Source organism: Mesorhizobium sp. ORM8.1 (assembly GCF_053005525.2).
Window position 1 is genome coordinate 1,278,722 of sequence record NZ_CM132600.1, and the last position, 24,340, is coordinate 1,303,061.

20 protein-coding genes, 1 tRNA gene and 2 pseudogenes are annotated in these 24,340 nt (G+C 62.2%); 11 read left to right on the forward strand and 12 right to left on the reverse strand.

The genetic code is table 11. The annotated features are described in order from the left end of the window. Positions 1-16: 16 nt before the first annotated feature. Positions 17-2,248, reverse strand: coding sequence for a RelA/SpoT family protein (locus tag ACVDG8_RS06795; protein WP_447254025.1), 2,232 nt, complete (start codon positions 2,246-2,248; stop codon positions 17-19). A 324-nt stretch (positions 2,249-2,572) separates the two neighbouring features. Next, positions 2,573-2,974 (reverse strand): DNA-directed RNA polymerase subunit omega, encoded by a 402-nt coding sequence (rpoZ, locus tag ACVDG8_RS06800; protein ID WP_447254026.1) that lies wholly within the window; start codon positions 2,972-2,974, stop codon positions 2,573-2,575. Between the two features lie 305 nt (positions 2,975-3,279). On the opposite strand from rpoZ, the gene ACVDG8_RS06805 reads away from it, so the two are divergent. Together ACVDG8_RS06805 and ACVDG8_RS06810 are read left to right on the forward strand one after the other, a co-directional pair. Then, positions 3,280-3,861, forward strand: coding sequence for a LabA-like NYN domain-containing protein (locus ACVDG8_RS06805; RefSeq protein ID WP_371012605.1), 582 nt, complete (start codon positions 3,280-3,282; stop codon positions 3,859-3,861). Between the two features lie 12 nt (positions 3,862-3,873). Continuing rightward, positions 3,874-4,530: a uracil-DNA glycosylase gene (locus ACVDG8_RS06810; protein ID WP_447254027.1), complete on the forward strand. Its 657-nt coding sequence runs from the start codon at positions 3,874-3,876 to the stop codon at positions 4,528-4,530. An 18-nt stretch (positions 4,531-4,548) separates the two neighbouring features. On the opposite strand, the gene ACVDG8_RS06815 is transcribed toward ACVDG8_RS06810, so the two are convergent. Beyond that, a complete protein-coding gene (locus ACVDG8_RS06815; RefSeq protein ID WP_447254028.1) occupies positions 4,549-5,022 on the reverse strand; it encodes an Lrp/AsnC family transcriptional regulator in 474 nt (157 codons plus the stop codon). A gap of 114 nt (positions 5,023-5,136) precedes the next feature. Between ACVDG8_RS06815 and ACVDG8_RS06820 the strand changes: the two genes are divergently transcribed. Next, positions 5,137-6,036: a DMT family transporter gene (locus ACVDG8_RS06820; protein ID WP_447254029.1), complete on the forward strand. Its 900-nt coding sequence runs from the start codon at positions 5,137-5,139 to the stop codon at positions 6,034-6,036. A gap of 43 nt (positions 6,037-6,079) precedes the next feature. Here ACVDG8_RS06820 and ACVDG8_RS06825 read toward each other — a convergent pair whose 3' ends face one another. The 3 genes from ACVDG8_RS06825 to dapA form a co-directional block, all read right to left on the reverse strand. Beyond that, the gene (locus tag ACVDG8_RS06825) at positions 6,080-6,826 is read right to left on the reverse strand and encodes a glycoside hydrolase family 25 protein (protein ID WP_447254030.1); all 747 of its coding nucleotides are present in this window, start codon (positions 6,824-6,826) and stop codon (positions 6,080-6,082) included. Between the two features lie 76 nt (positions 6,827-6,902). Continuing rightward, positions 6,903-7,382 carry an SsrA-binding protein SmpB gene (gene smpB, locus ACVDG8_RS06830; protein WP_447254031.1) on the reverse strand — a complete coding sequence of 160 codons (480 nt, stop codon included), beginning with the start codon at positions 7,380-7,382 and terminating at the stop codon, positions 6,903-6,905. Between the two features lie 25 nt (positions 7,383-7,407). Then, entirely contained in the window at positions 7,408-8,289 is an 882-nt protein-coding gene (gene dapA, locus ACVDG8_RS06835; protein WP_447254032.1) for a 4-hydroxy-tetrahydrodipicolinate synthase, read from the reverse strand. Positions 8,290-8,657: 368 nt separating this feature from the next. Between dapA and ACVDG8_RS06840 the strand changes: the two are divergent. Together ACVDG8_RS06840 and ACVDG8_RS06845 are read left to right on the forward strand one after the other, a co-directional pair. Beyond that, positions 8,658-10,698: pseudogene (locus tag ACVDG8_RS06840) on the forward strand (lytic transglycosylase domain-containing protein). 112 nt (positions 10,699-10,810) lie between these two features. Further along, positions 10,811-11,698, forward strand: coding sequence for an alpha/beta fold hydrolase (locus tag ACVDG8_RS06845; RefSeq protein ID WP_447254034.1), 888 nt, complete (start codon positions 10,811-10,813; stop codon positions 11,696-11,698). Between the two features lie 86 nt (positions 11,699-11,784). Here the strand turns inward: ACVDG8_RS06845 and ACVDG8_RS06850 are convergent, their stop codons facing one another. From ACVDG8_RS06850 to ACVDG8_RS06860, 3 genes and pseudogenes are all read right to left on the reverse strand, one after another. Next, positions 11,785-12,858, reverse strand: coding sequence for a tyrosine-type recombinase/integrase (locus ACVDG8_RS06850; protein WP_455707600.1), 1,074 nt, complete (start codon positions 12,856-12,858; stop codon positions 11,785-11,787). Between the two features lie 244 nt (positions 12,859-13,102). Next, positions 13,103-14,238 (reverse strand): annotated as a pseudogene (locus ACVDG8_RS06855) (porin). A gap of 390 nt (positions 14,239-14,628) precedes the next feature. Beyond that, positions 14,629-14,719 (reverse strand) — tRNA-Ser (locus ACVDG8_RS06860). Between the two features lie 335 nt (positions 14,720-15,054). Here ACVDG8_RS06860 and ACVDG8_RS06865 point away from each other — a divergent pair. Then, positions 15,055-16,245, forward strand: a complete 1,191-nt coding sequence (locus ACVDG8_RS06865; protein WP_447254037.1) for a porin — start codon at positions 15,055-15,057, stop codon at positions 16,243-16,245. Between the two features lie 163 nt (positions 16,246-16,408). Here the strand turns inward: ACVDG8_RS06865 and ACVDG8_RS06870 are convergent, their stop codons facing one another. Then, a complete protein-coding gene (locus tag ACVDG8_RS06870; protein ID WP_447254038.1) occupies positions 16,409-18,076 on the reverse strand; it encodes a tetratricopeptide repeat-containing sulfotransferase family protein in 1,668 nt (555 codons plus the stop codon). 120 nt (positions 18,077-18,196) lie between these two features. Between ACVDG8_RS06870 and ACVDG8_RS06875 the strand changes: the two genes are divergently transcribed. From ACVDG8_RS06875 to ACVDG8_RS06890, 4 genes are all read left to right on the forward strand, one after another. Next, the gene (locus tag ACVDG8_RS06875; protein WP_447254039.1) at positions 18,197-19,309 is read left to right on the forward strand and encodes a pyridoxal phosphate-dependent aminotransferase; all 1,113 of its coding nucleotides are present in this window, start codon (positions 18,197-18,199) and stop codon (positions 19,307-19,309) included. Between the two features lie 429 nt (positions 19,310-19,738). Next, entirely contained in the window at positions 19,739-20,020 is a 282-nt protein-coding gene (locus ACVDG8_RS06880) for an acylphosphatase (RefSeq protein WP_447254040.1), read from the forward strand. A 100-nt stretch (positions 20,021-20,120) separates the two neighbouring features. Further along, positions 20,121-20,771, forward strand: coding sequence for a TetR/AcrR family transcriptional regulator (locus ACVDG8_RS06885; protein ID WP_447254041.1), 651 nt, complete (start codon positions 20,121-20,123; stop codon positions 20,769-20,771). 68 nt (positions 20,772-20,839) lie between these two features. After that, positions 20,840-22,003, forward strand: a complete 1,164-nt coding sequence (locus ACVDG8_RS06890) for an isovaleryl-CoA dehydrogenase (RefSeq protein WP_447254042.1) — start codon at positions 20,840-20,842, stop codon at positions 22,001-22,003. On the opposite strand, the gene ACVDG8_RS06895 is transcribed toward ACVDG8_RS06890, so the two are convergent. Both ACVDG8_RS06895 and ACVDG8_RS06900 read right to left on the reverse strand, forming a co-directional pair. Beyond that, complete coding sequence (locus ACVDG8_RS06895) at positions 22,000-22,368, reverse strand: type II toxin-antitoxin system HicB family antitoxin (protein ID WP_447254043.1); 369 nt, start codon at positions 22,366-22,368, stop codon at positions 22,000-22,002. The two genes, ACVDG8_RS06890 and ACVDG8_RS06895, sit on opposite strands and share 4 nt — an antisense overlap. Next, positions 22,365-22,619, reverse strand: a complete 255-nt coding sequence (locus tag ACVDG8_RS06900; RefSeq protein ID WP_447254044.1) for a type II toxin-antitoxin system HicA family toxin — start codon at positions 22,617-22,619, stop codon at positions 22,365-22,367. Before ACVDG8_RS06900 ends, ACVDG8_RS06895 begins: the two co-directional genes overlap by 4 nt. Positions 22,620-22,732: 113 nt before the next feature. Here ACVDG8_RS06900 and ACVDG8_RS06905 point away from each other — a divergent pair, with 113 nt between their 5' ends. After that, positions 22,733-24,340, forward strand: a complete 1,608-nt coding sequence (locus ACVDG8_RS06905; RefSeq protein WP_447254045.1) for a carboxyl transferase domain-containing protein — start codon at positions 22,733-22,735, stop codon at positions 24,338-24,340.

Below are 24,340 nucleotides of genomic sequence, written 5' to 3' on the forward strand. Positions count from 1 at the left end.
CACTATTCACTATTCACTATCCATTCACGCGCCGCGCATCGCTGACGCTCGAATTGTCCTTCAACTGCGACAGCAGCCGGTTGAGATGTTTCAGGTCCCACACTTCGAGGTCGATCAGCATCTCGGTGAAATCGGGCGCGGTCCGCACCATCGACAGCATGTGGATGTTGGCATCGTTGGACGCTACGACCTGGGCGATGTCGGCCAACGAACCCGGCGCATTGATGGCGGTGACCGAAATGCGCGCCGGAAACCGCTCCTTGGTCTGCTCGTCGATATCCCAGCGCACGTCGATCCAACGCTCCGGCTGGTCGTCGAAGGCCTGCAGCGCCGGCGACTGGATGGGATAGATGGTGATGCCGGTGCCCGGCTGGACGATGCCGACGATGCGGTCGCCGGGCACAGCCCCCTCCGGCGCGAAACGCACCGGCAGGTCGCCGCGTACGCCGCGGATCGGCACCGCGCCATCGCGTGGCTGGTCCTTGCCCTTGCGCGCGGCCCGCGTGCCGGGCATCTGGAACAGCATGCCGGCGGCGTTGCGGATCTTAGACCAGCCCTCCTCGCGCTGCTTGGGGGCGCTGACGGTGACGCGCTCGTCCTTGTAGTCGGGGAAGACCGCCTTCATGACGTCGCTCGAGGCGAGTTCGCCGCGCCCGACCGAGGCCAGCACATCCTCGATGTCCTTGCGCGCCAGCCGGTGCAGCACCGGCTTCAGGCTTTCCTTGGTGAAGGTCTTGCCGGCGCGCTCGAAGGCGCGCTCCAGGATGCGGGCGCCAAGACCTGAATATTGCTTGCGGATGGCGTTCTTGGTGGCGCGGCGGATGGCGGCGCGCGCCTTGCCGGTGACGACCACCGATTCCCAGGCGGCGGGCGGCACCTGCGCCTTGGAGCGTATGATCTCGACCTCGTCGCCGTTCTTCAGTTCCGTCATCAGCGGCATGATGCGGCCGTTGACCTTGGCGCCGACGCACGTGTCGCCGACATCCGTGTGCACGGCATAGGCGAAGTCGATCGGGGTCGCGCCGCGCGGCAGCGCGATCAGCATACCCTTGGGCGTGAAGCAGAACACCTGGTCCTGGAACAGCTCCAGCTTGGTGTTTTCGAGGAAATCCTCCGGGTTGTCGCCCTCGGCCAGTTGCTCGATGGTGCGCCGCAGCCAGGCATAGGCGTTGGTTTCCTTGGAAATCGAATGCGCTGCGCCATTCGTCTTGCCGCCGGTGTCCTTGTAGATCGAATGCGCGGCGACGCCGTATTCGGCTATTTTGTTCATCTCCTTGGTGCGGATCTGCAGTTCGACGCGCTGGCGCGACGGGCCGACGATCGTGGTGTGGATGGAGCGATAGTCGTTCTGCTTCGGCGTCGAGATGTAGTCCTTGAAGCGGCCGGGCACCATGGACCAGGCCGTATGGATCGCGCCAAGCGCGCGATAACAGTCCTCGACGGTGTCGACGACGACGCGAAAGCCGAAAATGTCGGAAAGCTGCTCGAAAGAGAGCGCCTTGGCCTCCATCTTGCGGAACACCGACCATGGCTTCTTTTGGCGGCTTTTCACGCTTGCTTTGATGGCGTGTTTTTCAAACAGGCCCGACAGCGCCGTCTCGATCTCCTGCAGCACGCCCTTGTTGCGCTCGAAGATCTCGGCAAGGCGAGCGGTGACGGCGCGATAGGCTTCCGGGTTGATGTAGCGGAAGGCGATCTCTTCCAGCTCCTCGCGCATGCCTTGCATGCCCATGCGCCCGGCCAAAGGCGCGTAGATGTCCATCGTCTCCTCGGCGATGCGCAGGCGCTTGGCCTCCGGCATATGGTCGAGGGTGCGCATGTTGTGCAGGCGGTCGGCGAGCTTGACCAGAAGCACGCGCACATCTTCCGAGATCGCCAGCAACAGCTTGCGCAGGTTTTCCGCCTGCTCGGCCTTCTTGGAGACGAGGTCGAGCTTCTTCAGCTTGGTCAGGCCTTCGACCAGCTTGCCCATTTCGGGGCCGAACAGTTCGTCGATCTCGGCCCTGGTCGCGGTCGTGTCCTCGATCGTGTCATGCAGCAGGGCAACGGCGATCGTGGCCTCATCCATGTGCATGTCGGTGAGGATGGCGGCGACTTCGAGCGGATGCGAGAAATAGGGATCGCCGGACGCGCGCTTCTGGTGGCCATGCTTCTGCATGGCGTAGACATAAGCCTTGTTGAGCAGCGCCTCGTTGACGTCAGGCTTGTAGCGCTGCACGCGCTCGACAAGCTCATACTGACGCATCATGGGCGGGATCTCGCGGTGCTGAAATGATTGATGCGCCGCACAAGCGTGCGACGCATCCCATAGATAGCCACGAAACCTACCAGACGGAAGTGCCGGATGCTTGATCCAGGCACGTTCCGCAAAGAGCTTTTCAGAATTCGCTCAGCCGAGTTGCATGGTGTGGTTTTCGAGAACCGGAGCGGAGCGGACATCAGGTCCGTGAGCACCGGCCTACGCCGACCGTAGCCTTAACTGCCACCCTATTTATGAGTGCTTCGGCCGGCGAAGGCCGGAAGCGCAGAAAACCGCGCCAGGCGGCCGGCTGAGTAGAATAATCAAAAGCTCTTAGTAGTCGTCGCTCTTTTCCGGCGGCACCAGACCTTCGATGCCGGCGAGGAGGTCTTCCTCGGTCATGCGGTCGAAGGTGATGTTCTCCTCGGCGTCGTCGGTATCGGCGGCAGCCACGGGGACGCCGGTCTGATCGGCGATCGCCTCGCCTTCGGCTTCCGGCTCGTCGACCTCGACATGCTTCTGCAGCGAGTGGATCAGGTCTTCCTTGAGGTCGTCAGGCGACAGCGTCTCGTCGGCGATCTCGCGCAGCGCAATGACCGGGTTCTTGTCATTGTCGCGCGGGACGGTGATCTGGGCGCCCTGGCTGATCTGGCGGGCGCGGTGGCCGGCGAGCAGCACGAGCTCGAAACGGTTATCGACCTTGTCGATGCAATCTTCAACGGTTACGCGGGCCATGGACTGCCCCTTTCATGCGATGGATTTGATGGAAAGCTGGCGCGCTCCATAACGCGGACGCCACTGAAATACAAGCTTTATGGCGCCGGCCTTCCCCTCGCGAAGCCTGCCAGGCCCAATATCGCGCGCCGCGCTATGACCCCGTTCACATAGGCGCGATCACAATTGCTTGCAATCAGCGACCGCGCCCTTGGATATCCATGAATCTCGCGTTATTTCGAATAGGGTGGTACCCGGGCCCATTTGTCGGACCTATTCGTCAAGCGCTTTTAGACGACAGACATTTTTGAAAGGGATATTTTTGCATGTTCGATCCCCGTGAAAAGATCGCTCTTTTCATCGACGGCGCCAATCTTTACGCCACCTCGCGAGCGCTGGGCTTCGACATCGATTACCGCAAGCTTTTGTCAAGCTTCCAGAAGCGCGGCTATCTTCTGCGCGCCTATTACTACACCGCGCTGGTCGAGGATCAGGAATATTCCTCGATCCGACCGCTGATCGACTGGCTGGACTATAACGGCTTCAAGGTGGTGACCAAGCCGGCCAAGGAGTTCACCGACTCCACCGGACGCCGCAAGATCAAGGGCAATATGGACATCGAGCTCACCGTCGATGCGCTGGAGCTCGCCGATGTCGTCGACCACTACGTCATCTTCTCCGGCGACGGCGACTTCCGCACCCTGGTCGAAGCGCTGCAGCGGCGCGGCCGCAAAGTGTCGATCATCTCGACCATGGCCTCGCAGCCGCCGATGATTTCGGACGATCTGCGCCGCCAGGCCGACCATTTCATCGACCTGATGACGCTGAAGAGCGATATCGGCCGCGATCCGTCGGAACGGCCGGTGCGCCGGCCCGAACCCGCCGAGGTCGACGAGGACGATTATTGACGGGCGGCGGCCTTGACCGCCGCGCCCTCCCCCGAACCCGACCGCAACTGCCCGCTTTGCCCGCGGCTGCACGATTTCATCGCCAGCTGGCGCCAACGCGAACCAAGCTGGTTCAATGCGCCGGTGCCGAGCTTCCTGCCGCCGGAGGGTGAAGCGTCGGTCCGGCTGCTGATCGTCGGGCTGGCGCCCGGCCTGCGCGGCGCCAACCGCACCGGGCGCCCATTCACCGGCGACTATGCCGGCGACCTGCTCTACGGCACGATGATCGCGCATGGTTTTGCGCGCGGTCAATTCAAGGCGCGGCCCGATGACGGACTTCAGCTTGTCGGCACGGCGATTACCAACGCGGTGCGCTGCGTGCCGCCGGAGAACAAGCCTGTCGGCGCCGAAATCACCACATGCCGGACGTTCCTGAAGCCCACCATTGCGCGCTTTCCCAATCTGCGCGCCATCCTGGCGCTGGGCTCGATCGCGCATCAGTCGACGGTGCGGGCGCTGGGCGAGCGCGTCGCCGCCATTCCGTTCCGGCATGGCGGGTGGCAACAGGCTGGCGGCATCGCGCTGTTTTCCAGCTATCACTGCTCGCGCTACAACACCAATACGGGCGTGCTGACGGAAGCGATGTTCGTCAGCATCTTCAAGGAAATCGCCGCTTTCCTGCAACACTGACATGGCGAGCCGCCAGTCTCATACGGGCAGCAGCGCGTCGGGCTTCACGTCGGCGATCGACGCATAGGTGTGGGTCTCCCGAACGCCTGGAAGCGGCAGGATCACGCGCTTGAGAAAATCCTGATAGGCGGCCATTTCCGAAATGCGCGCTTTGACCAGATAGTCGAAGCCGCCGACAACCATGTGGCACTCCAGCACTTCCGGGGCCTTGGCCACCGCCTCGGCGAAGCGGTCGAAAACATGTGGAGCCGTCTGATCAAGCCTGACCTCGATGAAGACCAGCGTGCCCCTGCCGATCTTTGCCGGGTCGAGCACAGCCCTGACCGCGGTGATGAACCCTTCCCGAAACAAGCGCTTCACCCGCTGGCTGGCGCCGGTCGGCGACAGCCCGACACGGGTGGCGAGATCAAGCGTGGTGCGGCGCCCGTCCTCCTGCAGCAACTGGAGAAGGCTGCGGTCGATTGTGTCGAGATCGCTTGCTTCAGGATTCACGCTTGGCTTGCCTCTTCCTGGTGAATTTCACTTAACGGATCGCAAAATAGCGTATTTCATCGCCGGTTTTTCAACAATAGCCTGCGATCGACCAAAGTGGCAGGCACAACGAGCATGACGGAAGACCGAAGCGCAAAGGCGGCAATTGTCGCGGGGCTGGCGATGGTCGGCATCTACGCCGTGCAGTTTGTCGCCGCCCGTTTCAGCCTCAGGGAGCATCTTACGGCGAGCGACCTCACGGTTCTGCGCTTTGGCGGCGCCGGTGTGGCGCTGCTGCCCTTCGTCTGGCGAGGCGGCATGGCCGTCGTGAAGACCTTGGCCTGGCCGCAAGCCCTGGCGCTGGCGGCATTGGCCGGGTTGCCCTATCCGATCATCATCAATTGGGGGCTGACTTATGCGCCGGCTGCCCATGGCGCGGCGCTTTGCCCGGCTTCGATCGTCTTCTTCTCGTTCCTGCTGGCGCAAGTCACCGCTTCCGACAAACCCTCTCGACAACGCGGCATCGGCGTTGCCGCCGTCGTTGCAGGGTTGGTGTTGTTCATCTCGCCCGCTCAACCCAGCAGCGACATGAAGGATGTGTTGTTCGGCGATCTTCTGTTCGTCGGGTCGGGCGCGATGTTTGCCGCCTATGCGGCGCTGATACGGCGATGGCGCGTGGCTCCGGTTGCGGCGACATCCGCGGTCGTGCTGCTGTCATGCCTGCCGCTGCCGCTTTTGTATGTCTTTGCGCCAAGCGGCCTTCATGCCGCGGCAGCCACCGAGATCGTCGGCCAGATCGTCATCCAAGGCTTCCTGGCCGGGGCAGCCGCCATGTTCCTTTACACCTACGTCGTGCGGCAACTCGGTTCGCAGACGGCATCCTTGTTCATGCCTTGCGTGCCGATCGTCACCGTCATGATCGGCATCGGCGTGCTTGGAGAAATGCCGACGGTCGCCCAGTTCGCCGCCATCATGATCATGGCGGCGGGTATGGCGCTGTCAGCGCTGGCCAGACCGATCGCGGACGCCGCCTGACGGCGCGATCATACGAAGCCGGCAAATGAAATGGCCTGCCCGTTCAGGGAGATGGCGGCGTTTGCGCAGAGGCTGATTCAGGCGCAGCGAACAGCTCGGCCAGCTTCTCACGGTTGCCTTTCAGCACGTTGAGGTCGACATCGCCTTTGATGCCGTCGACCCGGCCCCTATTGTGATACTGCCAATAGATCCAGTCATTCTCGCTCGGCCTCTTTGCCAGAGACCGCAGCCAGCGCTGGCGCGTGATGATGCTGCTGGAATAGGCGTCGGCCGCCTCATCGGTCAGATAGAAAATCGCCTGCTTGCCGAACGCCGTCTCGACCGGGCCGAGGAAAGCGGCAAGCTCGGTGTTCAACTGCTCCGGAGACGGGCGCTGCGGGCAGTTGCCGCCGAATTCGATGTCGACCACCGGCGGCAAGAGCGGCTCGCCGCGCGGCACCACCGCGATGAAGTTCCTTGCCTGGTCGGCGCCTGGGCGGCAGAAGGTGAAGAAATGATAGGCGCCGACCGCCAGGCCGGCCGCGCGGGCTTCGTGCAAATTAGCGGCAAAGGCAGTGTCGACATGGCTGCCGCCTTCGGTCGCCTTGATGATGGCGAAGGCAACGTCGTCGGCCGCGACACGCCGCCAGTCGATCTTCCCCTGGTGATGGGAAACGTCGATGCCCCGGATAGGGAACTCTGTGCGGTCAGGCGAAAAGCCACGAAACCAGAAGAACGCGCCCGCGAGAATTACACAGGTGACAACCGCGACAGCAAGGCCCCAGAAAACAATCCGCTTCCCCAAGACCATCCCCGTCGGACCTAATGTTTGTCACGAACCGGAAGACCCACCGGTGGCTTTTTTCAGGCGGCCGGATGCCGGGCGCCTAGCCGCGCTCCTTGAGCAGGCGGCCCTTCTCGCGCGACCAGTCGCGCTGCTTCTCGGTCTCGCGCTTGTCGTGCAGCTTCTTGCCGCGGCCGACGGCGAGCAGCAGCTTGGCGCGGCCCTGGTCGTTGAAATAGATTTTCAGCGGCACCAGCGTCATGCCTTCGCGCTCGATGCTCTGCGAGAGTTTTGCCATCTCGCGCTTGTTGAGCAGCAATTTGCGGCGCCGCCTGGGCTCATGGTTGAAGCGGTTGGCCTGCAGATATTCCGGCAGATAGGAATTGATCAGCCAGATCTCACCACCCTCCACCGAAGCATAGCTGTCCTGGATATTGGCCTGGCCCTGGCGCAGCGATTTGACCTCGGTGCCGGTCAGCACCAGGCCGGCCTCGATCGTGTCGAGCACCTCATAGGAAAACCGCGCCTTGCGGTTCTCCGCAACGGTCTTGTTGTTGGGATCGGCTTTTTTGACTTGATTCATGATGTGGAGAGGTGGCGCCTCATCCCTAATTTATCAAGCCGGCGTGCTTCATGGCCGCATCGATCTTCTCGGCGGTCGAAGCCTCGACCGTCACCAAAGGCGAGCGCAGCACATTCTCGATCTTGCCGAGCTTCGCCAGCGCGTATTTGGCGCCGGAGACGCCGGGCTCGATGAAGATCGCCTTGTGCAGCGGCAACAGACGATCCTGCAGTTCCAGCGCCTTGGCGCTGTCGCCGGAGAGCGTGGCTTCCTGGAATTCGGCGCAGAGCCGCGGCGCGACGTTCGACGTCACCGAGATGGCGCCAACGCCGCCATGGGCGTTGAAGCCGAGCGCGGAGGCATCCTCGCCGGAGAGCTGGATGAAATCCTTGCCGCAGGTCATGCGCTGTTCCGACACGCGTTCGACCTTGCCGGTCGCGTCCTTGACGCCGACGATGTTCTTGAAGTCGTGGCGCAGCCGGCCCATCGTCTCGGGCGTCATATCGATCACCGAACGCGGCGGGATATTGTAGATGATGATCGGCAGCTTGGTCGCCCGGGCAACAGCGGCGAAATGCTCGTAGAGCCCGCGCTGGGTCGGCTTGTTGTAATAGGGCGTGACAACGAGCGCGGCATCCGCGCCGACCTGCTCGGCATACTTCACCAGCCCAACCGCTTCCTCGGTGTTGTTGGAGCCGGCGCCGGCCACGACCGGCACCCTGCCCTTCGCCACTTCGATGCAGACCTTCACGACATGGCGGTGCTCGTCATGCGAGAGCGTCGGCGATTCACCCGTGGTGCCGACAGGGACGAGGCCCATGGTGCCTTCGGCGAGCTGCCATTCGACGAAAGCGCGAAAGGCTTTCTCGTCGAAGCGCCCGCTCTTTTCGAACGGTGTAACGAGCGCGGTCAGCGAGCCTCTCAGCATATCGTCCAAACTCCTTGGAATTCTGTTGGTTGGATGCATGTCACTATCCCAAAACCGGTTCCCACTTCTGGGCGACATGCATTTTCGTTGGTTTGATGTATGTCGTCGTCCCAGAACCGGTACCCACTTCTGGGCGACATGCATCGGTGTTTCGTCAATAGGGTTTGTTTGCGCGCCTTCTAACCGAAAGCGAAGCCGCGCACCATAGTCTCGACATGGTTCGGCGGCAAGGATCGCCATAGAGCCAGCAAGCGCAATTCGAACGGCCTCGATAACCTTTTGTTTACGAGCCCTTCACGACCTAAGTTTAGGCTTTGCATCGGGTTCTTGAGTGCCCGCGCCTGCTGACGATGTGCTAGGATTGAACAATGCCGACGAGGCGGCCTCATCTGTTCGCGCTTTTGGGCGCGATCGTCGCGCTGACGCCAACGATGGCGATCGGCGGCAGCGCCGACCTGCGCGTGACGGCCTCCATCCCGGCGCCCGATACGCCGCAAGCGCCTGGACAGGCACAGCCCGCTCCGTCTCCTGACATCACCCAACTGAAGAGCGGGCTCGACGCGCTGGCCGCCAACAACATCGTCGGTGCGCGCAATGCGCGCGACACGCTGCCCGCCACCTCGCTCGACCGGCACATCCTGGCCTGGGCGATCGCGCTTTACGGCGGCGACAAGGTGCCGAGCGGCGAGATCGCCGACGCAGCCAAGATGCTGCCGGGGTGGCCGGGCACCATCGCGTTGCGCAAGAACAGCGAGCGCGCGCTCTATCGCGAGAACCCACCGCCGCAAATGGTGGTGCAGGCCTTTGGCCGCAGCCAGCCGCTGACGCCGGAGGGCGTGATCATCCTTGCCCGCTCGCAAGTGGCGCTCGGCAATATGGCGGCGGGCGCGCGCTGCTGGCGCCGTTCTGGCGCACCGAGAAGCTCGAGGCCAAGGACGAGACGACAATCATCAAGGAGTTCGGCACGCTGATCCCGGCCGCCGACCATCGCTACCGCATGGAGCGGATGTTTTATGCCGACCGGCCATCCTCGGCATTGCGTGTCGCCGGCCTTGCCGGCGCTCAGCCGCTGGCGGACGCCTGGGCGGCCGCCGACAAGGGCGACAAGAACGCGGCCAAGCTTCTGAAGGCGGTCCCGGCGGCGCAACGCTCGGCCGGCTATGCCTTCGCCGAGGCGGAATATCTGCGCAAGCAGGAGAAATTCGCCGAGGCGGCGGCGATCGTCATGAAGGCGCCGACGAATAGCGATCTCGCTTGTCGATCCCGATGCCTGGTGGGTCGAGCGTCGCGTGCTGTCGCGCGAACTGGTCGACCAGGGCGACATGAAGACCGCCTACAAGATCGTTTCCATGCATGCGGCCGAAAGCCCGGCCAACGCCGCCGAGGCCGAATTCCATGCCGGCTGGTACGCGCTGCGCGGCCTCAACGATCCAGCGACCGCGGCCAGGCATTTTTCCCGTATCACCGAGCTCGCCCAGGGACCGGTGTCGCTGTCGCGCGCCTATTACTGGCTCGGCCGCGCCGCCGAAGTTGGTGGTCCGGGCAACGCCAAGGACTATTTCACCCGCGCCGCTGCTTACGGCACGACCTTCTACGGCCAGCTAGCCGGCGAGCGCGTCGGCATGCGCACCCTCAACATCGTCTATCCACGCCCAAGTGCGGCCGACCGCCAGAGCTTTGACGGCCGCGAGGCGGTGAGCGCGATCAAGCGGCTGCAGGAGGCGGGCTATGACCGCTATGCCGAGACGCTCTATCGCGATCTCGCCGGACAGCTGACCAGCCCTGGCGAACTGGCGCTGCTCGCGGTGCTGGCGGAGAAGCAGGACAATCACTTCATGGCGCTGAAGGTCGGCAAGATCGCCGCCCAGCGCGGCATCGATGTCGGCGCGCTGTCGCACCCGCTCGGCGTCATCCCCGATCTCGGCCAACATTTCCGGCTCCGGCAAGGCGCTGGCCTATGCCATTGCGCGGCAGGAAAGCGAGTTCAATGTCGGCGCGATTTCCAGCGCCGGCGCGCGCGGCCTGCTGCAATTGATGCCTGGCACCGCCAAGCAATTGGCCAAGAAGGCCGGCATGGCCTTCTCGCAGGCACGGCTGACGACCGATGCCGGGTACAATGCGACACTGGGCTCCGCCTTCCTCGGCGAACAGCTGGACCGTTTCGCCGGCTCCTACGTGCTGACCTTCGCCGGCTACAATGCCGGGCCCAACCGCGCTACGCAGTGGGTGGCCAAATACGGCGACCCGCGCGGCAAGGACATCGACGCCGTCGTCGACTGGATCGAACGGATTCCCTACACGGAAACAAGAAGCTACGTGCAGCGCGTGATGGAGAATTACGAGGTCTACAAGATGCGTATTTCAGGGAAGTACGACATTGTGGGCGATCTCGTGAACGGGCGGAGCTGAGGCGCTTCTTTCCTTCTCGCCCTTTTGAGGGAACGAGAAACCGCGCTTCCCGTTTGACGATTTCCGCCCTCGCCTGTAGCTGTCGGTCACCTCAGCGAGGAGCGGCTTCCCGATGGCCAACGGCCAGTTCTCCGATTTCTTCTACACGGCGCCTGACGGCCTGAAGCTTCACGCCAGAATCTATGGCGAGCAGAACGGCAGCCATTGGCCTGTGGCCTGCCTACCCGGCCTCACCCGCAACGCCCGCGACTTCCATGAGCTGGCGCTTTACCTATCGACGAAAGCGGAAACGCCGCGCAAGGTGGTCGCCTTCGATTATCGCGGACGCGGGCAGTCAGACCATGACCCCGATATCGGCCATTATACTATCGGCGTCGAAGCTGGCGACGTGCTGGCCGGTCTGGCGGCGCTTGGCATCGAGGGCGCCGCTTTCATCGGCACCTCGCGCGGCGGGTTGATCGTCCATGTGCTCGGCGCGCTGAAGCCGGCCGTGCTGAAAGCCATCGTCCTCAACGACATCGGCCCGGTGATCGAGGCGCAAGGCCTCGCCCACATCCGCGCCTATCTCGACCGCGCGCCGAAGCCGAAGACCTTCGCCGAGGTGGTGGATGCCCAGCGGCGAACCCATGGCGCGGACTTTCCGGCGCTGGGCGAGGCCGATTGGGCGCGCATGGTCGGCGCGATCTGCCGCGACACCGGTACCGGGTGGGCGCCGGACTTCGATCCCGCGCTGGTCGATACGCTGGCCGGCGTCGATTCCTCAAAACCGCTGCCGGATCTGTGGCCGCAGTTCGAGGCGCTCGCCGCCGTGCCGCTGCTTGCCATCCGCGGCGCCAACTCGAAATTGTTTTCCACAGCTACGCTTCACGAGATGCAGAATCGGCATCCCGCCATGCAAGCGATCATCGTCGAAGGCCAGGGCCATGCGCCCTTCCTGGAGACCGGCGATCTGCCGCAAAGGATCGCGGCCTTCCTCGATCGAGCCGAAAGACAAGTCTAAGAAAAGTAAAGCCCGAGACTAGATTAGCCCCGGGCCTATCATGGCAATATAAATTTGCCTTCGTCGGCGAGGCGCCCTCGCCTGACCTATTCGCCCTTCGAGCGCTTACGGGGCGCTTTCGCAGGCTCCGACCCACGCTTCTTTTTCGCTACCGGGGCCGGCGACAACGTGGTCAGAGGCGACGCAAATACGGAGCTTTCAGCCGAATGCGACGGCGCGTCAGCGCGTGGCTTCTCGAGAACGACGACACAGCCATCGAGATCATTGGTGGCAAGATGCGCGTAACGCATGGTCATCGACAGCGTCTGATGGCCGAGCCACATCTGCACGCGGCGGATGTCGATGCCGCCCTGGACGAGGCGCGAGGCGCAAGTGTGGCGCAGGATGTGCGGCACCACCTGTTCGTCGGCGCCGAGGCCGACTTCGGTCTTCGCCTCGTTCCAGATCGTGCGGAACTGCGCCTGGCTGAGCTTGGTGAACGGGCCCTTCGGCCGGCGTCCTTCGGTGTTTGGCGGCAGCTTGATGACTTCCTTGACGCGTTCGGTCATCGGAATGGTGCGGCTGCGGCCGGATTTGGTGATCCAGAAGGAGACGCGGTGCTCCTGGATGTCGTTCCAGATCAGGCCAAGCGCCTCGCCGAGGCGGCAGCCGCTGTCGACCAGGAAGACGGACAACCTATAAGCGTCCTCGCTACGGCTCCTGATCGCCGCGAACAGCCTTGCCTCTTCGTCCCTTTCGAGGAAACAGATCCGTCCCGCCCGCTCCTTCTGGCGGCGGAACTCGGGCAGGCTGTGGATATCTCCCATCTTATGAGCCTTGCGCAGCAATTTACTGAGGGCAGCCATCTTGCGATTGATGGTTGCGTTGCTGTTGCCGCGCTGGCGCAATGTACCGATAAGAGTGTCAAGGGTGTTCTGGTCAAAGGTACTGAAACGCTCTCCCAGAAGGAGCTCGTCTATTTCACCGATGAAAGAGCTGACATTGTATTTATGCCGGCCGTCATCCCAGAGTATATCTCGATAAGCTGCAAAAAGCTCCCCGATCCGATATGATCTTACTTCTCTGATCTTGTTGAACGTGTAGTTGAACTTCGAATTCTGAGAAGAAAAGAACGCAAATTGACCGGAGGCCTCGGCCTCTTGAACCGCTTCGTTCGACATTTTTAGCCACACCCCCTGTGGTTATGGGACCAGCCCTAACCCTTTGGAGGTGTCCTTTCAAGAGTTTTCGATCACGCAGTCGTGATTCCATCCACCGAGAGGCGAATCCCACGAACCGTCCTACGGGATCCTCAGCTTACCGTTTTACCCCCATCCTTTCGTTTGCGTTGACCAATCGCGAAAACAAAAAACGGCCCGAGCGTGTTGACGCTCGGGCCGGATTTCAAGTCTATCGAACCAGCCCTTAGAAGTCGCGCTGGAAGCGGAGGATACCGCCGACAGCGTTCTTCTTCGGCGCCGGATTGATCGGGAAGGCGCGGTTGATGTCGCCAGCGTGGTTGTAATCAACTTCCGCCGTGATCGTGAAGCCAGGAACAGCCGTGTAAGCAACGTTCGCCGCGATACCGAGGTTCTTCCAGTCGTCATACGAAGCCTGGAGGTTGAACGAAGTCTTCTCGTTGAACTTGTAGGTACCACCGCCCCACACTGCCCAGCTGCCGCCCCACGGCTTGTAGAAGCCGCGACCGTTCGAGAAGTCATCGAGGTGGTTCGTCGAACCGTAGCCAACCATTGCCCACAGCGAGAAGGCGTCATTGACGTTCACGTCCAAGCGGACCTTGCCGGAGACGGACTCGTAGTTGCTGTCATAGGCGATAACGCCGGTGACCGCACCCCAACCCTGAGTCCACTTCAAACCACCAACGATATGCGGAACATAGCTGTCGATCGTCGAGGAGCCCGAGCCTTCTTCCAACGAAGCCACGGCCGAGAAGCCGTTGCCGGCGTCGAAGTAGTACTGAACGACGTTGGTATCAAAGCCACCGTAAGGAACGAGGCGTGTCGTTGATGACGTTGCCGGCATAGCCGATGAACGTATCGAAAGCCGATCTCGTCCTTACCGACGCGCAGACCGCCGAGCTGGATCCAGGCGAAGTTCACCGACGAGTGACCACCAGCGTTAGGGAAGGTGGCAAACGGATTGCCGTTAGCGTCGCCGTAGCTGTTACCGAAGTTGAAGCGCAGCTCGGTGTAGGTCTTCAAGGTGCCGAGCTCGGTTTCCTGGCCGGTCCAGGTCTTGAACGAGAAACGGGCCTGCTTGTAGTAGGTCGAGTGGGTGCCGTCGCCCATCTTGTCCGCGACGTGGTTCACGCCGTCGAACGAGCTGGCGTCGCCCACGCCGATGTCATAGCGCAGATAGCCGCCGATGCGCAGGCAGGTCTCGGTGCCCGGGATGTAGAAGTAGCCGGCGCCGTAGACGTCGCAGATCTTGACGTATTCGGCCGGTTCCGGCTCGGCGACGGTCACCGCGTCGGCGGCGCGAGCACCGGAAACTGCGACGAGGGCCGCAGCTGAGCCGAGAAGAAGGCTCTTGATGTTCATTTTCTGACCTCCAGTCAAAAGTTAAAAAACGGGTCTGGGTATTTTTTGCTGAAGGACAGCGTTCCCTGCCCCATCCCCACTACCGAAAAAGATGCGCACCGCGCCGCTCCTTCGAAGCTGACATTACCCATGAGCCGGCGGCGTTCAACCACGATCGTACCGGCGCGAGCCCCATCCGGACGCTATCCCCGAGCGTTGTTGCACAAATGACACGATTTGGCCTCACTCAGAAAGCTCTCGTTAACCATTGGGGCCTGAGCAACGGTTGAATCCCGGCGAATCCGGCAATGAGCCGACGGAATTGCGGCGCCCGTGCGAGTCGCCGGCCAGGCCGTTGCCGCAGAATCGCCTTGCGAGGGAAGGCCTGTAGCGCCCAGCGCGGGGGAAAGATGGCGGAGAGGATGGGATTCGAACCCACGAGAAGCTTTTGACCTCTACTCCCTTAGCAGGGGAGCGCCTTCGACCACTCGGCCACCTCTCCGTTGCGCCGCTGGATAAAGAAAAGCGTGGGCACAATCAACAAGCCGGCGACATAATCGCCGAAAAATCATTTGGCCGGCAGCTTCGGAAGGCGGTGCGGCATCGGCATCGCATCGAACCAGACATGGCGAATCCTGACTTGTGGGTCCGTTTCGAGCCAGGCAGAGGCGTCTTCATTGGAGCGCCATCGCAGACCGGAAACCGGACACGCAGCCACCGGCATACGTCCTTCGCTCCGCTGCCCGGGACGAAAAATAGCGCAATAACAAGGCATTGCCTATGATTTTAGTCGAGGGCCGGCATCGCTTGCGTTCGATTCTGACTGGAGGTCAGAAAATGAACATCAAGAGCCTTCTTCTCGGCTCAGCTGCGGCCCTCGTCGCAGTTTCCGGTGCTCGCGCCGCCGACGCGGTGACCGTCGCCGAGCCGGAACCGGCCGAATACGTCAAGATCTGCGACGTCTACGGCGCCGGCTACTTCTACATCCCGGGCACCGAGACCTGCCTGCGCATCGGCGGCTATGTCCGTGAGGACATCGGCGTGGGCGACGCCGGATCGTTCGATGGCGTCAACCATGTTCCGGACCACATGAACGGCGGCGACCACTCGACCTACTGGAAGAACACCCGCTTCACGCTGAAGACCTGGACCGGCCAGGAAACCGAACTCGGCACCTTGAAGACCTACACCGAGTACCGCATCAACTTCGGCAACAACTATGGCGACTTCGGCTCCGACTTCGGGCCTGGCGGCACCTCGAATCCCAATCGCTTCGGCAGCGGCTGGGTCGCGGGCAACAAGAGCAGCGCGCTCGAATTCGCCTACATCCAGCTCGGCGGCCTGCGCGTTGGTGCCGACGAATCGGCCTTCGATACGTTCATCGGCTACGCCGGCAACGTCATCAACGATACGATCGTGCCTTACGGCAGCTTCCAGACCAACGTCATCCAGTACTATTTCGACGCAGGCAACGGCATCTCGGCCGTGGCTTCGTTGGAAGAAGGCTCCGGCACGGTCGGCACGATCGACAGCTATGTTCCGCATGTCGTCGGCGGCTTGAAGTGGACCCAGGGCTGGGGCGCCATCACCGGTGTCGTTGCTTACGACAGCAACTATGAATCGGTTGCCGGCAAGGTCCGTTTGGACGTGACCGTCAATGACGCTCTGTCGCTGTTCGGCATGGTTGGCTACGGTTCGACGAACCACCTCGACGATACGACCAACAACATTGACGCTCGCGGTCGTGGCTTCTACAAGGTGTGGGGCGGCAGCTGGGCTCTGTGGGCCGGCGGCACCTACAAGTTCAACGAGAAGACCTCGTTCAACCTCCAGGCCTCTTATGACGACTGGAAGGACATCGGTCTCGCGGCAAACGTTGCCTACACGATCGTTCCCGGCTTCACGATCACGGCGGAAGCCGACTGGCAGCGTGTTGGCCAGGGCGCTATCGACCACAACTCGGTGTGGGTTGCCGCGACCAAGAAGAACAACGTCGGCGGCCTGCTCCGCTTCCAGCGCGACTTCTAAAAAAGTCGCCTTAGCGAAAATCGAAACCCGGCGGGCAACCGCCGGGTTTTTCATTGCGTTTCAGGCAAGTGCTGCGCCTCTGGCGCAGAGCATGTAATCGATCAGGCGCCTGCACATGTTGCGACGGCCCCCGCTCGCTCCCGCGGTCGTCTTCGGACTGCCGTTATGATCCGGCCAGATCGCCCAAGGCCTCGATCAGCGGACGAATCGTGCTTCCGTAATTCTTCCAACGGTTCATCGATGAGCTGTAGATCGGCTGCCGGACCTGCCAGCGGCTGAAGGTGTTGACCGAGCCGCCCTTGTCAAAAAACCGCAAGCAGGCGTCGTCCCACGGCAGACCGAGGTGATCGATCAAGCGGTGCGATTGGCGCTCCTGATCGGAGACCAGATCCTCGTAGCGATTTTGCAGTATCTGCCCCGGGAAAACGCTGTCCCAATGACGCATCAGCCTATCGTATTCGCGATAATACAGCCCGAGCGATCGCAGGTCGGCGTTGTAGATGTTGTCGTCGTTGAAGTTCAGAAAATAGCACGAGATGCAATTGTCGATGGCATCGCGTCTGCAATGAATGATGTTGGCCCTGGGAAACAGCAGCCTGATCAGACCGATGAGCTCGAAATTATGCGGGAGCTTGTCGACGATCCTCAGAGCATCAGGCGCGTGTTGCCGGATGTGGCCGAGATATTCATCGGCCAGCGACTTTGACTGATCGGCGGTCATTTCCAGGATCGATTTGCGCAATTCCTCGGGAGAGCGCGTCCTGGGCGCGAGCCTGTTCGTGATGCGCCGGAGCTTCGTCAATTCGCCGGCCCCGTGAACTTGGGGATGGCTGGCGCAGATCTGCTCGGTCAAGGTAGTGCCCGAACGCGGCATACCGAGCACAAAGACGGGCACCTCCGAAGCGCTGCCATACCCCGACCTGGCCGCCAGCATTCGCGGACTGAACAGGTCGATCATGAAATCGATGCTGCGGCGATATTCATCGATATCGAAGCGCGTCGGAAAAAGCTCCTTGGCTTCGCGCAGATGATCCATCGCTTCTTCGTAACGCCGAAGATCATTGAGCACCTTGGCCGCAGCATAGTGAAGCCGCTGGATGCTTTTCCTATCAAGCATGGGGTTTGCAGTTTCGGCTAGAATGGCTTGAAGTTCGGCCGGCTCTTCAGAGAATTTTCGAATGCTGACCAGGCCATTATAGGCAGTGCCAATATCCTGGCGACGGCCGATCGCTTCCTTCATGTAGCGGGCCGCCTCATCCATACGGCCCAGACTGACAAGCGCGTTAGCGAGCCCCATCCGGACGGCGGGATGGCGATCGTCGATCTTGAGTGCCTTCTCATAAAGGGGCAGCGCGACATCGGCTTTGCCGAATTCCGTGTAGGCCCTACCCAATGTGCAAAGCGCCTCGACCCAGTCCGCTTTCAGTTTGCTGGCCAATTCAAGATACCTGATCGCGTCGTAATGCTCGCCGACCTTCAGGTACGTCTCCCCCAAGGTGAAATGATATTGCGGGTTTTGAGGCGCTTCCTTCACCGCTCGCTCAAAGCACCGGATGGCCATTTCGTCGTCGACGCCGCGCGCGAAGGTCCCCAGCAGATAGAGAGCAAGAGGATGTCGGGGCGAGTGAGCCAAGACGCGCTGGCACAGGTCCTCGGCTTCCAGCAGGCGGCCTGCCTGATAAAGGCCAAGCGCTTGCCTGAGCAAGGCGTCATCGGCGTGCGCGCTCAATTGCGGTTTCGTCTTGGGCTGTGCGGTTTTCGCCTGCGGGATTTTCGGTCCGGAGGAAGCTTTCAGATGCTTGGACCAGGCTGGCGGCAAACGATTGTTCATGGCGCCTCGCTAGCAAAAAGAGCCCGCAGAATCCAGCCCGGGCCACGATCCACGACCGACGCCTTGCACCCTTCAACCGCTCACGCTAGCAAGGAGCCTCCTTTCAAGCGAGCCCTTGCCATGCGCCAGCGTCCTCCCCTTACGCCGATCGTCGGCGCGCTTCCCACCACGGTGCCGTTCGTCGGTCCTGAAGCGCAGGAGCGCGAGCGCGGGCGGCCGTTCCGGGCCCGCATCGGCGCCAATGAGAGCAGTTTCGGGCCCTCGCCGCGCGTCATCGCCCGCATGGAGAGCGTCGCGCGCGACCAGTGGATGTATTGCGACCCGGACAATTACGAACTGAAGGTGGCGGTGGCCGCGCATCATGGTGTGGCCGTCGAAAACGTGGTCGTCGGCGAGGGCATCGACGGGCTGCTCGGCCTGGTGGCGCGCATGTATGTCGCTCCGGGCGACGCCGTCGTCACCTCGCTCGGCGCCTATCCCACTTTCAATTTCCACATCGCCGGCGTCGGCGGCCGCCTGGCGACGGTGCCCTATGCCAATGACAAAGAAGACCTGGACGGGCTTCTGGCCAAGGTCGTGAGCGAAAAGGCGCCGCTCACCTATCTCTCCAACCCCGACAATCCGATGGGCAGCTGGTGGGAGGCGCCCGACGTCACCCGCTTCATCGAGGCGTTGCCGCAAACCACCATGCTGGTGCTGGACGAGGCCTATGGCGAATTGGGGCCGGCCTCGGCGCTGCCGCCGATCGATGTGGCAAGGCCGAACGTCATCCGCATGCGCACCTTCTCCAAGGCCTATGGGCTCGCCGGCATACGCTGCGGCTACGCGGTGGCGGAAGCCGAGGTGATCCGCGACTTCGAAAAGATCCGCAACCACTACGGCGTCAGCCGCATGGCGCAGATCGCCGGCCTCGAGGCGCTGGCCGACCAGGATTATCTGCAGTCGGTGGTGGAGCGTGTCGCCGCGGGACGGCGGCGCATCGCGGCAATCGCCGAGCAGAACAGCCTGAAGCCGCTGCCTTCGGCCACCAACTTCGTCACCATCGATTGCGGCAGGGACGGCGCCTTCGCGCTGAAGGTGATGCAGAACCTTCTGTCGCGCGACGTCTTCATCCGCAAACCGATGGTGCCGGTGCTCGAGCGCTGCATCAGGGTCAGCGTCGGGCTCGACCATGAACTCGACATTTTCGCCGAGGAACTGCCGGGCGCGCTGGCAGCGGCTCGGGGGAATTAGGGCGGGCCGGCGGCATCCTGGAGATTTGCGAAGGCCGAGGTGGCGGCCAATCTCCGCGGCTTGATTGCCACGTGGTTCCCCCAATCCGTCGCTGCTTCGCAGCGCCACCTTCCCCCTCCGGAGGGAAAGGAAGGGAGCTTTGCTGGACGAGCGTTGACAGCAAAAAAGCTTGGCGCCTTTCCTCTACCCCGTCGATCGGGGAGAGGTGGCTCGGCGAAGCCGAGACGGAGTGGGGGTCGACTAGCGCAGCATTAGACAAAGCATGCGCCAAGCTGCCATGCACGCTATCGCCAAAGACCAGCCGCCTGGAAATGTGTGCATGCCGTAGCCCCTCGGGGGGAGATTGGCCGTCGCGAGTGCTTTCGCCAATAGCCAATGTTGCATTTGCCCGCTCCTGCGCCAGATTCGCCTTGAAGGACGGTGAAGGCGATGGCTGACCCGAAACGAACCGTCAGGACGCGCATAAGCGGCACCGTGCAAGGCGTGAGCTACCGCGTCTGGACGCGCGGCGAAGCCATGCGTCTCGGGCTGACGGGTTGGGTGCGCAACGAGCGCGACGGCTCTGTCACCGCGCTGATTGCCGGCGCCGATGCCGCGGTCACCGCGATGACCGAACGCTTGTGGCAAGGGCCGCGAGGCGCGCTGGTCTCGAAGGTCGAGGTCGAGGAAGCGACGGATGACACGCCCGTGGACTTCAGGATCATCGCTTAGCGCCATTCCTCGCCCCACGGCAGTGGAGAGGAATAACGTACCTTGCGCGCTTGAATTAATTGAACGTTCGTTTTATTAATGATGCAACATCGAGGAAGGCATGGCGCGCACCACAGGCTCCGACGGGGAAAAGACCGAAGCGGCCGTCCGCGAGGCGGCGGTCAGCCTGATCGCGCGCCTCGGCTACGAGGCGATGTCGATGCGCCAGCTGGCGGCGGAAGTCGGCGTGCAGGCGGCCGCGCTCTACCGTTATTTTCCAACCAAGCAAGACCTTCTGTTCACGCTCATGCGCGAGCATATGGAAGGCTTGCTGAAAGCCTGGGACGCGGCGCGTCCGGCCGGCGACGATGCGGTTGTCCGGCTTGCCGCCTTTGTCGAGAACCACATCGTCTTCCACATCGAGCGGCGCCACGCCACGCATGTCTCCAACATGGAGCTGCGCAGCCTGTCGCATGAGCGACTGACGCGGATCCTCAAGATGCGAACCGCCTACGAGAAGGAGCTGCGCGCGATCCTGCGCGACGGCGCCGAAGTGGGTCGTTTCCAGATCGACGATGTCGGCCTGACCGCCATGGCGCTGATCCAGATGATGACCGGCGTCATCGTCTGGTTCCGGCCGGGCGAGCGGCTGTCGGTCGCCGAAGTCACCGCGACATATCTTTCCATGACAATGCGGCTCGTCGGCGCGAAGACCGATACCTACAGCGCCGCGCGTCCTTTCGGACGCACAAAGGACGCTGTGGCAGTTTGAATTTTAGCGCATGATCCTTTCCGAAAATCGAAGTCGATTTTCGGGGTCATGCGCAAGGGAGGAAGCCCATGTACACCAATACGCTGAGCTTCGGGCATGATAGCGACATCGAGGCGCTGCGCGACACGGTAAGGCGCTTTGCCCAGGACAGGATCGCGCCGATCGCGGCCGAGATCGACCGCTCGAATGAGTTTCCGGCGCATCTATGGGCCGAGTTGGGCGCGCTTGGCCTGCTCGGCATCACCGCCGATCCGGATTTCGGCGGCACCGGCATGGGCTACCTCGCGCATGTCGTGGCGATGGAAGAGATTTCGCGCGCGTCCGCCTCGGTCGGCCTCTCCTACGGCGCCCATTCGAACCTGTGCGTCAACCAGATCAACCGCTGGGCAACGCCGGCGCAGAAGGAGAAATACCTGCCTGCGCTCTGCTCAGGCGACCATGTCGGCGCGCTCGCCATGTCGGAATCGGGTTCAGGCTCGGACGTGGTGTCGCTCAGGCTGCGCGCCGAAAAGCGCAACGACCGCTATGTGCTCAACGGTTCAAAAATGTGGATCACCAACGGCCCCGACGCCGAGACGCTGGTGGTCTACGCCAAGACCGATCCGGAACGCAAATCGCGTGGCATCACCGCCTTCATCGTCGAAAAGACTTTTGCCGGGTTTTCAGTGGCGCAGAAGCTCGACAAGCTCGGCATGCGCGGCTCCAACACCGGCGAGCTGGTGTTCGAGGATGTCGAGGTGCCTTACGACAATGTGCTGCATGAGGAAGGGCGCGGCGTCGAGGTGCTGATGTCGGGCCTCGACTATGAGCGCACCGTGCTCTCGGGCGGGCCGCTCGGGCTGATGGCGGCGTGTCTCGATGTGGCGATCCCCTATGTGCACGAACGCAAGCAATTCGGCCGGCCGATCGGCGAGTTCCAGTTGGTGCAGGGCAAGCTTGCCGACATGTACACGACGCTGAATGCGGCGCGCGCCTATGTCTATGCGGTGGCCGCCGCCTGCGACCGCGGCGAGACGACCCGCAAGGACGCTGCCGGCTGCGTGCTGTTCGCCGCCGAAAAGGCGACACAGATGGCGCTCGACGCCATCCAGCTGCTCGGCGGCAACGGCTATATCAACGACTATCCGACCGGCCGCCTGCTACGCGACGCCAAGCTCTACGAGATCGGCGCCGGCACCAGCGAAATCCGCCGCTGGCTGATCGGCCGCGAGATCATGGCGGAGGGGGTTTAATGCGTGCGAGTTCTGATCTTCGTCGAACCTTCATCAATACGCTTGCGGGCAACCTCTGCCAGAGTGTCCGACACCCATTGATTGATCGATTTGCCATCGCTGGCGGCGGCCTTACCCAGCAAGGCATGGATTTCCGGCGTGGTGCGCAGAGCGAGCTTGCCGGAATAAGGCTTCTGCGGTTCCACGCCACGCTCCTTGCAAAAGGCCAGATAGTCGTCGACGCTGTCGTGGAAAGCCTGGGCCAAATCTTCCGCCGAATGAGCTTCGAAATGAACCGTGTCACGTATTCCATGCACAATTCCATGGAAGGCGGCATCATCCTCCTCGTACCAAATTTCCGCGACATATCCTTTATATGGCTTCATGGCCTGATACCCGCTTCAGTCAAAAAACGTCTGACTGCCTTCACCGCGCCCTTATCTGTATCCGGACTTGGATGCGGTCGATGGAAGACGGCGCGATTTCTTCCGATCTCGACAAGCACACGTGAACCATTTCCTTCGGAAAGCCTCGCTCCAAGAGTTATCAAAAGAGCTTCGATTTCCCGCCATTTGATCGAACCGCTGACTGGGTTCGTGAAAATGGCTTCCAGTGTTTGCCTATGTTTGCCACGCATGCTGACCTCCATGGATAATGACCCGGCAAGAAGTGTTGGGGTCGCCGTTGGTGGTCGCACGTCCTGCGCGACGAGTATTGATACTAAAATATGATATCATCTGAGGTTCGTCAATGCCCGCCCTCGCCTCCCAGATATCCCCCTCCTCCGACGCTTTCCGCGCCAACGCCGAACGTATGCGCGCGCTGGTCGCGGATATCGCGGAGAAAGCGGCAAGCGTCGAGCGCGGCGGCTCGGACGAAGCGCGCGAGCGGCACGTTTCACGTGGCAAATTGCTGCCGCGCGAGCGGCTGGCGCAACTGCTCGACACCGGTTCGCCCTTCCTCGAAATCGGCCAGTTCGCGGCCTGGTCGATGTATGGCGAGGACATCCCGTCGGCCGGCATCATCACCGGCATCGGCCGTGTCGAGGGCCGAGAGGTGATGGTCGTCGTCAACGATGCCACGGTGAAGGGCGGCACTTACTATCCGCTGACGGTGAAGAAGCACCTGCGCGCGCAAGAAATCGCGCTGCAGAACAATTTGCCTTGCGTCTATCTGGTCGACAGTGGGGGCGCCAATTTGCCCAACCAGGACGAGGTGTTTCCCGACCGCGAGCATTTCGGCCGTATCTTCTACAACCAGGCCAACATGTCGGCGGCCGGCATTCCGCAGATCGCCTGCGTCATGGGTTCCTGCACCGCGGGCGGCGCCTATGTGCCGGCAATGTCGGACGAGACGATCATGGTGCGCAACCAGGCGACCATCTTTCTTGGCGGGCCGCCGCTGGTGAAGGCCGCCACCGGCGAGGATGTCAGCGCCGAGGAGCTCGGCGGCGCCGATGTGCACACCAGGCTTTCCGGCGTCGCCGACCATTATGCGATGGACGACGAGCACGCTCTGGCGATTTGCCGGCGCATCATCAGGAACCTCAACCGCAACAAGGCCGTGGGCCTCGACCTGCGCACGCCTGCTCCACCGCTTCATGACCCGAGCGAACTTTACGGCATCGTGCCGACCGACCTGCGCCAGCCTTACGACGTGCGCGAAGTGATCGCCCGCCTGGTCGACGGTTCCGAGTTCGACGAGTTCAAGCAGAACTACGGCACGACGCTGGTGACCGGCTTTGCGCATCTGCACGGCATGCCGGTCGGCATCATCAGCAACAATGGCGTGTTGTTTTCCGAAAGCGCACTGAAGGGCGCGCATTTCATCGAGCTCTGCTGCCAGCGCGGCATCCCGCTGATCTTCCTGCAGAACATCACCGGCTTCATGGTGGGACGAAAATACGAGGCCGGCGGCATCGCCAAGGACGGCGCCAAGCTCGTGATGGCGGTCGCCACGGCGCGTGTGCCAAAAGTCACGGTGATCATCGGCGGCTCGTTCGGCGCCGGCAATTACGGCATGTGCGGCCGCGCCTATTCACCTCGTTTCCTGTGGATGTGGCCGAACGCGCGCATCTCGGTCATGGGCGGCGAGCAGGCGGCGACCGTGCTTGCCATGGTCAAGCGCGAAGGCATCGAACGCAAGGGCGGGCAATGGAGCGCCGATGAGGAAGCGAAATTCAGGAAGCCGATCCTGATGAAATACGAGCATGAGGGCCACCCGCTCTATTCCTCGGCGCGGCTCTGGGACGACGGCATCATCGATCCGGCCAGGACGCGCGACGTGCTGGCGCTCAGCCTCTCGGCGGCGCTCAATGCCGGCATCGAGGAGACCAGGTTCGGCGTGTTCAGGATGTGA